A 13347-nucleotide genomic window follows, 5' to 3' on the forward strand; every position below is an offset into this window, starting at 1 on the left:
CTGATGATGTTCTGATCAAGCCTAGCTTGCAGGCAGTTACAAACAGGGGCAAGGCAGTTCCGGTGCTACTTTTTCCCTGCCGTACTTGCTTATCGGCAAAAGCAGTGGCGATATAAGCAACAAAAAAAGAGGTCCCCGTCATGCCGCTCAGTACCCTGCTCCACCGCTCCAGCCAGCCTTGCCCCGAAGTCAGCGAGCAGCAAGCCCTGTGGGTATTGCAGGAGCACTATGGGCTGAGTGGTTCCTTGCAGCCTTTAGGCAGTCAGCAAGACCTGAACTTTCGCGTCGATAGCCCCCGGGGGCGTTATGTGCTGAAAATCTGCCATGGCGATTATACCGTTGCCGAACTGGAAGCTCAGCACGCGGCCCTGAGTTACTTGCACGAACGTGGGTTGCCGGTGCCCGCAGTCATCGCTGCAGGTTCCGGCGCGCAATTGCTGGCGCTGGATCTGGATGGTCAGCCCCTGCGTGTTCGACTGCTCGACTACATTGAAGGGCAGTCGCTGACTCGCCTCAAGTACATGGAACCGCAGTTGATCGCCGAGCTGGGCAGGCTCTGCGCGGGTATCGACCAAGCCCTGGCCGATTTCACTCACCCTGGGCTTGAGCGCACGTTGCAATGGGACCCACGGCATGCCCCGGCGCTGATCGCTCACCTGTCGCCAGTGCTCACCGACGGGCCCCGCAAGGCGCAGCTGTTAGAGGCCACAGGCAAGGCCGAACAGCGCTTGCAACCGTTGATTGGCCAATTGCCGATGCAGGCGGTGCACCTGGACATCACCGATGACAACGCCGTCTGGCAACGGGATGAACAGCGGCAATGGCAGCTGCAAGGCGTCATCGATTTCGGTGACCTGCTGCACACCTGGCGCATTGCCGATCTGTCGGTGACCTGCGCGGCCTTGCTCCATCATGCCGAAGGCGATCCGTTGCGCATCTTGCCAGCCGTCCAGGCCTACCATGCGCTTAATCCATTGACCGAAGCTGAGCTCAAGGCCCTTTGGCCGATGATGGTGGCGCGTGCCGCGGTGCTGGTGCTCAGCAGTGAGCAGCAACTGAGTGTCGACCCGGGCAACCGCTACATTCGGGACAATCTGACCCACGAGTGGGAAATCTTTGACGTCGCGACCAGCGTGCCATTCGAATTGATGGAGGCTGCGATTCTGCAGGTTACCGGCTTCGATCTGCCTGCGCTGCCACTACAGGCAAGTTCGCCGCTGCTGCCTGGCTTGCAGGTCAGTTCCGTCACGTCGGTGGACCTGGGCGTATTGAGCAGTCACTTCCAGGCCGGTAACTGGGAGCAACCGGGCATCGACCAGCAGCTGTTGCGCGAGCAGGCTGGTGCGCAAGGAGCAGCCTGCTCGCTCTATGGTCAGTACAGGCTGTCGCAAACCCATATCGACAATCCGCAAGAGCCTCGGACCTTTGCCCTGCACGTTGAGCTGCAGGTGTCTGCGAGCACCGAGCTGCTGGCACCGTGGGCGGGTGCTTGGCTGCAGATTGCTGACGGCCAGGGTTGCCTGCAAGGCGAGCAGTGCAGCCTCTGGCTACGCGGGCTGGTCGATGCGCCTGAGTCGGGTGCACAGCTGAGCAAGGGACAGCGCCTGGGGCAAAGTGATGGGCTGTTGAGCATCCAGCTATGCCGCGTCCCGGGCTTGTGTCCGCCGCCATTCGTTGTGCCTTCGCGGGCAGCGGCCTGGAAGGCCTTGTGTCCGTCGCCGCAAGCATTGCTGGGATTCACCTGTGAGGCCGAGCCGTTGGTTGATGCGCAGCAACTGCTGGAGCGCCGCGATGCCAGCTTTGCCCGCTCGCAAAAACACTACTACGAGCAGCCGCCGCATATCGAACGCGGCTGGCGCAACTATCTGATCGACATGCAGGGGCGCTCGTACCTGGACATGCTCAACAATGTCGCGGTACTTGGCCATGGTCATCCACGGATGGCGAGCGAGGCGGCGCGGCAGTGGTCGCTGCTCAACACCAACTCTCGCTTTCATTACGCCGCCATTGCCGAGTTTTCCGAGCGATTGCTGGCATTGGCACCCGATTCCATGGACCGGGTGTTCCTGGTCAACAGCGGCACCGAGGCCAACGACCTGGCGATTCGCCTGGCATGGGCCTACAGCGGCGGCCGTGACATGCTCAGCGTGTTGGAGGCCTATCACGGCTGGTCGGTGGCCACCGATGCGATTTCCACCTCCATTGCCGACAATCCCCAGGCGCTGAGCACTCGGCCTGAATGGGTGCATCCGGTGATTGCACCGAACACCTATCGCGGTGCCTATCGCGGCGAAGACAGCGGCGCCGACTATTTGCGTGATGTTGATAGCAAACTTGAGGCCCTGGCTGCCGAGCAGCGCCAACTGGCCGGATTCATCTGTGAGCCGGTGTACGGCAACGCCGGAGGCATCTCCCTGCCATTGGGTTACCTGCAACAGGCCTATGCCAAAGTCCGGGCCGCTGGTGGCGTGTGCATCGCCGATGAGGTTCAGGTCGGCTACGGTCGGCTTGGCGAGTATTTCTGGGGCTTTGAGCAGCAGGGTGTGGTGCCGGACATCATCACCATGGCCAAGGGCATGGGCAATGGCCAGCCCTTGGGTGCGGTGATCACCCGTCGGGAGATTGCCGAGGCGCTGGAGGCTCAGGGCTACTTCTTCTCATCTGCTGGCGGTAGCCCGGTCAGTTGCCGGATCGGCATGGCGGTGCTGGATGTGATGGGCGAGGAAGGCTTGTGGGACAACGCCCGTGACGTCGGCAGGCACTTCAAGGCGCGCCTGCAGCAATTGGTCGATAAACATCCGCTAGCCGGTGCCGTACATGGCTCGGGCTTCTACTTGGGTCTGGAGCTGGTTCGGGACCGCAGCACCCTGGAGCCGGCCAGCGAAGAAACCACCGCCTTGTGCAACCGCTTGCGCGACCTGGGGATTTTCATGCAGCCAACGGGCGACTATTTGAACATCCTCAAGATCAAGCCGCCGATGTGCACGACCCGCGAAAGCGTGGACTTCTTCGTCGACAGCATCGACAGGGTACTGTCAGAAGAGCTCTAGCGCGTGGCCTGAAAGCCGCTTAGGTCGATTCTTATCGGCCTAAGCGGCTTTTTTGTGTCTTAAATTTCTACTTTATGGCTTTCAAAGCCGATATTTATCGGATATAAAGTCGCTCATCACCCTGCAATCTGTCATCGGTCGTCTGCACGGTCAGTCGGCCCAGTCATCCTTCGAGAGGTTTTCATGAGCCGCACCGTTACCGTCGCCGCCACCCAGATGGCGTGCTCCTGGGATCGCCAGGACAACCTGGCCACCGCCGAAAAACTGGTCCGCGAAGCGGCTGCCAAGGGCGCGCAGATCATCCTGATCCAGGAGCTGTTCGAAACCCCGTACTTCTGCCAGAAGCCGAATCCGGATTACCTGCAACTGGCTACGCCGGTTGAAACCAACGCTGCCATCGCCCACTTCCAGAAGCTCGCTAAAGAGCTGCAGGTCGTGCTGCCGATCAGCTTTTTCGAATTGGCCGGGCGTGCGCGCTTCAACAGCATCGCGATCATCGATGCCGACGGCAGCAACCTGGGTGTGTACCGCAAGACCCACATTCCGGATGGCCCTGGCTACCACGAAAAGTATTACTTCAACCCGGGCGACACCGGCTTCAAGGTCTGGCAGACCCGTTACGCCAAGATCGGCGTAGGCATCTGCTGGGACCAGTGGTTCCCGGAGTGCGCTCGCAGCATGGCGTTGCTGGGCGCCGAAGTCCTGTTCTACCCGACCGCCATCGGCAGCGAACCCCACGACAAGACCATCTCCTCGCGTGACCACTGGCAGCGTGTGCAGCAGGGCCATGCCGGCGCCAACCTGATGCCGCTGATCGCCAGCAACCGTATCGGTACCGAAGAGCAGGACGGCTACGACATCACCTTCTACGGCTCGTCGTTCATCGCCAACCAGTTTGGTGAGAAAGTCGAGGAGCTCAACGAGACCGAAGAGGGCGTGCTGGTGCATACTTTCGACCTCGACAAACTGGAGCACACCCGCAGCGCCTGGGGCACTTTCCGTGACCGCCGTCCGAACCTGTACGGCCCGGTGAAGACCCTCGATGGCGCGCTGGAATCCTGATCAATCAATGACCTCGACGCGGGCTTTTAGCCCTGCGTCGGGCACTGCAAAGGTTTACTCATGAAGACCCTGACCAGCACCCCACGCGCCGACGGCTTCCACATGCCAGCCGAATGGGCACCGCAAACCCAGGTATGGATGGTCTGGCCCGAGCGTCCGGACAACTGGCGCCTGGGCGGCAAGCCGGTTCAAGCCGCACATGTGACGCTGGCCGAGGCTATCGCTCGTTTCGAACCGGTGACCGTGGCTGTCTCGGCCGCCCAGTACGACAACGCCCGCGCCCGCCTGGATGCGCCGAACATCCGTGTGGTGGAAATCAGCAACGACGACGCCTGGGTGCGTGACACCGGGCCGACCTTCGTCATCAACGACAGTGGCGAGGTGCGCGGCGTTGACTGGGGCTTCAATGCCTGGGGCGGCTTCGAAGGCGGGCTGTACGCGCCGTGGAACCGTGACGAGCAGGTGGCCAGCAAGGTCCTCGAGATGGAACGCTGCCAGCGTTACCACACCGAAGGCTTCGTGCTTGAAGGCGGCTCGATTCACGTCGATGGTGAAGGCACCCTGATCACCACTGAAGAATGTCTGCTCAACCACAATCGCAACCCTCACCTCGATCGTGAGCAGATCGAATCGGTGCTGCGTGATCACCTGGCGGTGGACACTATCATCTGGCTGCCCGATGGCCTGTACAACGACGAGACCGATGGCCACGTCGACAACTTCTGTTGTTACGTGCGCCCAGGTGAAGTGTTACTGGCCTGGACAGATGATCCGCAAGACCCCAACTATGCGCGTTGCCATGCCGCACTCGACGTACTGCAGAACAGCCGTGATGCCAAAGGGCGCGCGTTTACGGTGCACAAGATGCCGATCCCGGGACCGCTGTTCGCCACTGAGGAAGAGTGTGCAGGCGTCGATCCGGTGGCCGGAAGTCAGGAGCGTAACCCGTCGGTTCGCCTGGCTGGCTCCTACGTCAACTTCCTGATCGTCAATGGCGGCATCATTGCGCCGAGCTTCGACGATCCGGCAGATGCCGAGGCTAGAGCGATTCTCGCTCGGGTTTTCCCTGATCATGAAGTGGTGATGATCCCGGGCCGCGAGATGCTTTTGGGTGGGGGCAATATCCACTGCCTGACCCAGCAGCAACCGGCACCATTCAAGGGCTGAGTTCACGCAAATAAAAAACCCGTCTTCGGACGGGTTAATGAGATGGTCACCCCCACACCCTGCGAGGGCTACGCTTTCGCAGGGTGTTTTGTTCTCGGAGGCCATCATCATGAGTGAGTCAGCGCTGGTCGGTATCGATCTCGGTAAACACAGTTTCCACCTACACGGTCAGGACAAGTCGGGCCGTGAGGTGTTCCGCAAGAAGCTGTCGCGAGCGCAAATGATGCAGTTCTTCGGTAACCTGCCGGCCTGCACCGTGGTGATGGAAGCCTGCGCCGGTGCGCATTTCGTCTCGCGCAAGCTGATCGCCATGGGACACCAGGCCAAACTGATTTCCCCGCAGTTCGTTCGGCCCTTCGTGAAGGGCAACAAGAACGATTTTGTCGATGCCGAGGCCATTTGCGAAGCTGCTTCACGCCCTTCAATGCGCTTCGTTTCACCGAAGACCGAGGCACAACAGACACTTTCTGTTCTGCACCGCATGCGTGAGTCACTGGTTCACGACCGCACCAAGACGGCTAACCAGATGCATGCATTCCTGTTGGAGTTCGGTATCAGCCTGCCCAAAGGCCTGGCGGTCATGAAGCGCTTGGCGAGTGTCCTCGCCGAGCATGAGCTGCCCGCTCAGTTCATCAGTCATCTGCAACGACTGCACGAGCATTTCGCTTACCTGGACGAGCAGATCAAGGCACTGGACAAAGAGCTGGTTGGCCAACTGGCTGCCGATGATCTCGGTAGTCGTTTGCTGAGCATGCCGTGTGTCGGGCCGATCACCGCCAGCCTGTTGGCTGTGGAAATGGGCGACGGCCAGCAGTTCAAGCGAGGTCGCGACTTCGCAGCGTCCGTGGGCCTGGTACCCAGGCAATACAGCACCGGCGGCAGGGCGAACCTGCTGGGCATCAGCAAGCGCGGTGACAAGCATCTGCGACAACTGCTGGTGCAATGCGCTCGGGTCTATCTGCAAAGACTGGAACATCAGAAAGGCGCGTTGGCCGACTGGGTGCGCTCGATGCTGATGCGGCGCCATTCGAACGTGGTGGCCTGCGCTCTGGCTAACAAGCTGGCACGCATCGCGTGGGCGCTGGCGGTCCACCATACACAATATGAAACAGGGTCAAGCGCCTTGAGCGCCTGACCCTGCGGTTGTTGCAGTACCACGTATCACCCTTCAGGTTTTGCGATAGCTGACAATGGATGACGTGAACGGCCCAACGGCCTGGCGAAGAACCTGGCATAAAAATCGGCTTTAGAAGCCGTCGGATTTTTCAGGATCGTCAGGTGCGACTCTCATCGTGGCGCGGGGCATGCCCCAAACAGACGCCGGATAGATTTAAGCAAGCCAACCACTTCACCCAGTAATCAGTATTGCAAAAATGGGGGTGACCATAGATTTTTTATGGGTGGGCGACAATCGGCGTGTGTGCTGGCACACCTCTTGTATTTGTTTTGCATTGTATTTCAAGCAGATAGGACAGCATTGTTCTGTCACAAAGTTTGAGTAGGTTAGCCGCTCACGGCCCAAGGGAGTACGTGTCGAAATGAATGCAGTAAGTGAGTCGGCTTCGCCCTCATCAGCAGTGAATCACGAGTCCCTTCAGCGGGTGGCGCAGTGGTTGAAACACAATGGAGCAATCCGGGGCAGGAAGTCCGACCCACGGCGCGTGTTGCTTGAGCGCTATCCGGCAGGCCTGATTACTGATGCAGAGCTCGAAGCGCTGCTGGGTGGGTGGGAGCGGGCTTGACCCGCGATTGTGCGCTGTCAGGCACATCGCATCGCGGGGCAAGCCCACAGCTCAGAAGCTATAGGTGCCAGTAACCACCAGGCTGCGCGGATCGCCAAACTGGATCTGCGCGGCGCTGGTTGCCGAGCTGTAGTAGGTCTTGTCGGTAATGTTGTTCAACGCCGCGCGCAGGTCCCAGTCCTTGGTGCGGAAACCGGCCAGGGCGTCCCATCGACCGTAGCCAGGCAACACAGCGGTGTTCTGGTTGTCGGCATAGCGGTCGCCGACCAGGGTCAGGCCGGTTTCGCCGTACCAGCCCATCTCCGGTTTCCAGGTCACGAACAGGCTGCCATTGCGCTTGGCGACGTTGCTTACCCGATTACCTTCCTGGCCATTGTTGTCCTCAACGATGGTTGCATCCTGAATACCGACACCGCCACGCACGTACCAATTACCAACGATGTTGCCGGTGGCAGTCAGCTCCACACCACGCGAGCGCTGCATGCCGGTGAGCAGGGTGATGCCTAGGTTGTTCGGGTCGCTGGTGCGGCGGTTGTAGAGTTCAAGTTCGTAGACCGCCAGGGTGGTGCTCAGGCGCTCGTCGAACCAGTCGCTCTTGACCCCGATTTCTTTCTGTCGGGTTTCTTCGGGGCTGGTTTCGTTGCTGTTGCCGGCCGCTCCCGGGGTGATACCGATCAAGCCGCCGCCCACTGGCGAGAAGGTCTTGCTCCAGGAGGCATAGAAGGAATGCTCTTTCCAGGGTGAATAGACCACACCCAGGCGTGGGCTGGCGCTGTTGCTGTCCTGCTTCTCGGAAATGCCCTTGATCTTGTTGGTGGTCTCCACGTCGAACTGGTCGAAGCGCACACCGGCCAACACTTGCCACTGATCGTTCAGGCGCAGTTGATCCTGGATGTACAGGCCGCGGCTATCGACCACGGTGTGGTTGTTGCTGGACACCACCATCAGACCGTTGTGCTGCAAGTCGCGGTTAGGGTTATCCAGGTCCAGGCTCGGCACCGGACGGGCCCCAACACCCTTGGTGGCCGCGTTGTAGAGCAGCGGATCACGACGCTGGTTGCCGAGCTCAAGGCCAGTCAGCAGGGTGTGCTGCAAACCGAAGGTGTCGAAGTTGCCTTCCAGTTCAATGTTGTTGAACAGATTGCGGGTGCTGAGGTCTTGCTGCCAGCGTTGGCGAGTGACCTGGTTGGTAGTGGCGTTGTAAGCGGTCTGGTAGGTGTTGTCGAAGTCGCTATTGAGCTTGAACAGGCCCAGGGTGTGGCGCACCTGCCAGTTGTCACTGAGCTGGTAGTTCAGGCGCGAGCGTAGCGATTGCGCCTTGTCGTCGATGAAGTCGCGCTGGGTGTCGCCGTAAGTGGTGTCACGGTCAACATCGGCCGGGCGGCCATTGACGCTCGGGATGCCGCGATCAGGGGTACGGTTGTAGCGGCTGTATTCGTACTGCACCAACCAGTTGAGCTCCGGGGTCAGCTGCCAGCTCATGGACGGGGCGAACAGCTGGCGGCTGCCGTCGATGCCATGGCGGAAGCTGTTGTTGTCCTGATTGCCCATGTTCAGACGCAGGCTGATGTTCTCGGACGGATCGGCACTGAGGTCGGCGTACAGGCTGCGTAAGTCTTCGCTGCCGCCTTGGGCTTCGATGGTTGAGCGACGGCCGGCTTCTGGCATCTTGCTTACGCGGTTGACGATCCCGCCTTGGCTGCCGCGCCCGTAAAGTACCGCAGCCGGACCCTTGAGCACCTCGATTCGCTCGATGTTATGCAGGTCGCGCACGTATTGACTGTCGTCACGGATGCCGTCCAGGTAGAAGTCGTTGCTGGCGTCGAAGCCGCGGATGCGCACGCTGTCGAAGCGGGTATCGGCACCACTGCTGACGTTGGGGATGCCGCTCAGCGCCTTGCCCAGGTCGTTGCTGCCGTAGTCCAGGACGTTACTGGTCTTCACCGAGTCGATAGCCTGGGGGACGTAGCGGGCCGGGGTGGAGGTGCGGGTAGCGGTGCTTACTTCCTTGACCCGTGGATCATCGCGATCGCGGTCGCTTTCAGCAGTAACCGAGAGCTCAGGAAGGGTGGTGCTGGCGGCCAGAGCCAATCCGGAACTGAGGAACAGGGAGACACCCAAGGTCAAGGGTGACAGACGGCAGGGGGCAGGCATTAAGGACATCCGAAGGGGTTTGAACACTAGACGAAGGGGGGTGGACATTTTGCGCGGATGGTAATGCTTGCTATTTACTTGCGGTAATCGTTTCTCATTTGCTCTTGTGATTTTATATTTCAAATTGTTTCATCCGTACTGGATAGTTGCGATTTTTCTCAAAAATCAAGGAGATTTCACGAATTTTTGACATGCTGATCCGCACGCGGATAGGATTCGGTCAACGCCTGTAGGCCCTTAGGCCAAGAGTCCAGAATAAAAGGCCCGCTGCGATCACTCGCAGGCGGGCTTTTTGTTTTCTGACCCGCGCGCGTCAACCCACGCAGGGGGCGTGGTTTCTGGCGTAGGCCGCAGAGCGTATTTGACTACGTAATAAGGAAAATAAAATGTTGAAAACCAGGATCAGCCTGATCGCGCTGGGGCTTATGGCAGCGACTCAGGCTTCGGCCAATGACCAGGCTGCGGCAAAGGGCTTCGTAGAAGACAGCAGCGCCAGCGTTCTGCTGCGCAACGCTTTCATCAACCGCGACAAGAAGCATGGCACCAAGGACCAGAGCGAATGGGGCCAGGCCTTCATCGGTAAATTCTCCTCTGGCTTCACCCAGGGCACCGTTGGTGTCGGCGTGGACGCTTTCGGTCTGTACGCTGTGCGTCTGGACGGTGGTAAAGGCCGCAATGGCGGCGGCGGTATCGACTTCTTCAAGCCGGCCGATGGCGACAGTGACACCAACCAGCAAAACTCTCCGCACAACCTCGCCCGTGCAGGTGCGGCGGTCAAATTCCGCGTCTCCAACACTGTGCTCAAGTACGGCGACCAAATGCCGGAACTGCCAGTGCTGCAGTACGACGACGGCCGCCTGCTGCCAGAGAGCTACACCGGTACCCTGATCACCTCCAAGGAGATCAAGGGCCTGGAACTGAACGCCGGTCGTTTCACCCAGGAAGCGCGTAAAAGTGCTGAAGGCCGTGACAGCGGTGGCCTGAAGTCGATCAACGTGCTCGGCGGTAGCTACAAGTTCACCGAGAACCTGTCGGCTTCGGTGTACGGCTCCGACGTCGAAGACGTGCTGAAGAAGTACTACCTGGGCGTCAACTATGTCTACCCGATCGCGGATGATCAGTCGCTGACCCTGGACTTCAACGGCTACAAATCGGACATCGACAAGCAGTACGTCACCGCAGCCAAGCTGAACGGCGACTCCAACACTATCTGGAGCCTGGCGGCCACTTATGCTTTCGGCCCGCACTCGCTCACCCTCGCTCATCAGCGCAGCACTGGCGACACCGGTTATCAGTACGGCTTCTACCAGAACGCCGGTGGCGTGGGTGACGGTGGTTCGACCATCTACCTGGCCAACTCCTACTGGTCCGACTTCAACGCAGAAGACGAACGCTCCTGGCAACTGGGCTACGGCCTGGACTTCGGCGCCTTTGGCGTTCCAGGTCTGACCTACAAGCTTGCTTACGTAGTGGGTGACAACATCAACACTCGTACCCTCAAGAACCCAGAGGGTTTCGGCGAGGGTAAAGAGCGCGAAATCTTCAACCAGTTCAAGTACGTGGTTCAGGAAGGCCCTGCCAAGGACCTTTCCGTCAAACTGCGTAGCTCGTTCCTGCGCACCTCTACCAGTGTTCGTGAGAGTGGCTACAACGACGACGGCAACGAAGTCCGCGTATTCGTCGAGTACCCGATCAGCATCTTCTGATAGCTGCTCGCGTCTCCAGCAACCCCGGCCTAGGCCGGGGTTGCTTCTTTGCGGTGTACGCTGTTGATGCGTTAGTTCTCTGCTGGCTGAACCCAACTCCGTTAGTTGCATAACTGCCGCTCGCAGAGCCTGTGCTACAAGGCATCTCCAGTACTCTCCAAGTGAAGCCGAACGATGTCCGCTACCCGCACAGAAACCACCGGACAGGGGGTTGGCCTGCTCTGCCTGGCCAGCTATCTGTTGTCGTTGTCGTACGGCTCGACCTTCCTGTTGTCGTTGCTGGTCAGCACCCGCGGCGGCAATGAGCAGGACGCCGGCACGATCATTTCCCTGGCCATGCTCAGTACGGTTGTCGCGGTGCTGGGCAGCGGTCACTTGGCCGACCGGCTGGGCTCGGCGCGGGCCATCGCGCTTTCGGCGTTGTGCCTGATAGCGGCCTGCCTGGGGTTTGCCCTGGTGCCCGGTACGGGAGGTGGCTTGATGCTCTGCGGCCTGATGCTGGGGCTTGGTTGGGGCGCTTTCTACACCCTGGGGCCGATTCTGGTGGCTGAGCGGGTTGCGCCGCAGCGCCGCACGCACTGTTTCGCCTTGTTGTCGGGCAGTATGATGAGCGGTATTGGCTCTGGGCCCCTGGTGGGAAAACTCGCCAGCCTGTTCTACCTGCCGGTGCAGACAGCCTTCTACGCGGCTGCGCTGGCCGCAATCTGCGGTCTGCTGCTGTTCAATCATCTTGCGCATCAACCACGTCAGCTTTCCAGCCGGGTTGGCATCAGTGGCCGGGCGAGCGCTCTGGTATTGAGTTCGGCTGCGCGCTGGCCAATTCTCATGGTTGGCTTGGGCGGCGCAATTTTTGGCGGCCTGGGCAGTTTCCAGACGTCTTACGCAGCCGCTCTTGGCCTGGATTACTCACTGTTTTTCATCGGCTTCATGAGCGCAGCTATCGGCTGTCGGCTGTTGATTGCTGGCTGGGTGGTCAAGCGCGACGCCTATCGTGCGTCCTGCCTGCTTTCGGGCTTTATCGTTTTGGCTGTGCTGGCGCTGGGCTGGTGGGTGCAGGACAACCTCGGCTACCTGCTGGCCGCGGCGTTGCTGGGTGTCGGCTATGGCCTGAACTATTCGGTGATCAATGGCCTGGCGGCAAACCAGGCGCCGCATGGACACACCCCACAGGCCCTTTTGCTATTCAGTCTGGCGTACTTCCTTGGGGTATTCGGTTTTCCCTGGCTGGCCGGGAATCTGATTGTCAGCGGCGGTACCGAGGCCATGTTCGTGGCCTTGCTGGTGATTGCCCTGCTCAATTGGCTGGTGAGCCTGGTTCGTTTGCTCGGCCGCTGGCGTGCCCGAGCGGTGGTCATGGCGAACTGAAGCCTAACTGGCTATTTATTGATCCTGGTTAAATTTTGCCCAATTAGTCCGTTCTAGACTGCATGCTCTGCACCCTCAAAGGGGGACAAGACATGACCATCATCGTGACCGGCGCGGCCGGGTTTATCGGTAGCAACCTGGTACAGGCCCTCAACCAGCACGGTGAAACCGAAATCATCGCTGTCGACGACCTGACCGATGGTGACAAGTTTCGCAATCTGGTTGACGGTGAGATCGCTGATTACCTGGACAAAGACGACTTTCTTGAGCGTTTTGCCCGTGGCCAGTTCGGCAAGGTCCGCGCCGTGCTGCACCAGGGCGCTTGCTCCAGCACCGTCGAAGACGACGGACGCTTCATGATGGACAACAACTACCGCTTCAGCCGCGACCTGCTCGACGCTGCCCAAGGCCTGCAGGTGCCGTTGCTGTATGCCTCGTCGGCGGCGGTGTATGGCGCAGGGCGGGACTTTCGCGAACAGCGCGAAGGTGAGCGGCCATTGAACGTCTACGGCTACTCCAAGTTCCTCTTCGACCAGCGCGTGCGCAGGCAACTGCCAACAGCGCGTAGTCAGGTCGTTGGCCTGCGTTACTTCAACGTCTACGGCCCGCACGAGCAGCACAAGGGCGTGATGGCTTCGGTGGCCTTGCACTGTTTCAACCAGTATCAGGCCCATGGCAAGGTGAGTTTGTTCGGCAGCTACGGTGACTACCCAGATGGAGGGCATTTGCGCGATTTCGTTTCGGTGGAGGACGTGGTCAAGGTCAACCTGTTCTTCCTCGATCGCCCGCACCTGAGCGGCATTTTCAATGTTGGCAGTGGCCGCGCCCAGCCATTCAACGACGTGGCCCTGGCAGTGATCAATCGCTTGCGCGAACAGCAGGACCAACCGCCCTTGTCACTGGAGATGGCCTTGCTCGAAGGTATCCTCGAGTACAGCGAATTCCCCGAGCATCTGCGTGGCAAGTACCAGTGCTACACCTGCGCCGACCTTGAGCGCTTGCGCGGTGTGGGCTATCAGGTGCCGACGCTGACGGTCGAGCAGGGTGTTGCTCGTTACTGTGGCTGGTTACAGGGGCACGAGCGTCCGCCGCCTGTGTGAG

The 13347-nt window shown here is 59.9% G+C and carries 8 protein-coding genes; 7 read left to right on the forward strand and 1 reads right to left on the reverse strand.

Annotated features, from left to right (window positions below; translation table 11 throughout):
- Positions 1 to 140: 140 nt before the first annotated feature.
- The 4 genes from ACRESH_RS03250 to ACRESH_RS03265 all read left to right on the forward strand — a co-directional run bounded on the left by ACRESH_RS03250 (position 141) and on the right by ACRESH_RS03265 (position 6414).
- Positions 141 to 3050 (forward strand): aminotransferase, encoded by a 2910-nt coding sequence (locus tag ACRESH_RS03250; RefSeq protein ID WP_431740588.1) that lies wholly within the window; start codon positions 141 to 143, stop codon positions 3048 to 3050.
- A 183-nt stretch (positions 3051 to 3233) separates the two neighbouring features.
- Positions 3234 to 4112, forward strand: a complete 879-nt coding sequence (gene aguB / locus ACRESH_RS03255) for an N-carbamoylputrescine amidase (protein ID WP_431740589.1) — start codon at positions 3234 to 3236, stop codon at positions 4110 to 4112.
- Between the two features lie 60 nt (positions 4113 to 4172).
- Complete coding sequence (gene aguA / locus ACRESH_RS03260; protein WP_431740590.1) at positions 4173 to 5279, forward strand: agmatine deiminase; 1107 nt, start codon at positions 4173 to 4175, stop codon at positions 5277 to 5279.
- A 109-nt stretch (positions 5280 to 5388) separates the two neighbouring features.
- Entirely contained in the window at positions 5389 to 6414 is a 1026-nt protein-coding gene (locus ACRESH_RS03265; protein WP_431740591.1) for an IS110 family transposase, read from the forward strand.
- A gap of 658 nt (positions 6415 to 7072) precedes the next feature.
- On the opposite strand, the gene ACRESH_RS03270 is transcribed toward ACRESH_RS03265, so the two are convergent.
- A complete protein-coding gene (locus tag ACRESH_RS03270) occupies positions 7073 to 9175 on the reverse strand; it encodes a TonB-dependent receptor (RefSeq protein ID WP_431740592.1) in 2103 nt (700 codons plus the stop codon).
- Positions 9176 to 9561: 386 nt separating this feature from the next.
- Here ACRESH_RS03270 and ACRESH_RS03275 point away from each other — a divergent pair, with 386 nt between their 5' ends.
- From ACRESH_RS03275 to rfaD, 3 genes are all read left to right on the forward strand, one after another.
- On the forward strand, positions 9562 to 10881 hold the full coding sequence (locus tag ACRESH_RS03275) for an OprD family porin (RefSeq protein WP_431740593.1): 1320 nt from the start codon (positions 9562 to 9564) through the stop codon (positions 10879 to 10881).
- Positions 10882 to 11055: 174 nt separating this feature from the next.
- Positions 11056 to 12246 (forward strand): MFS transporter, encoded by a 1191-nt coding sequence (locus tag ACRESH_RS03280; protein ID WP_431740594.1) that lies wholly within the window; start codon positions 11056 to 11058, stop codon positions 12244 to 12246.
- Between the two features lie 92 nt (positions 12247 to 12338).
- Positions 12339 to 13346: an ADP-glyceromanno-heptose 6-epimerase gene (gene rfaD / locus ACRESH_RS03285; RefSeq protein WP_431740595.1), complete on the forward strand. Its 1008-nt coding sequence runs from the start codon at positions 12339 to 12341 to the stop codon at positions 13344 to 13346.
- Position 13347: the final 1 nt, after the last annotated feature.

It is taken from the genome of Pseudomonas sp., from assembly GCF_050739775.1.
Classification (GTDB): domain Bacteria; phylum Pseudomonadota; class Gammaproteobacteria; order Pseudomonadales; family Pseudomonadaceae; genus Aquipseudomonas.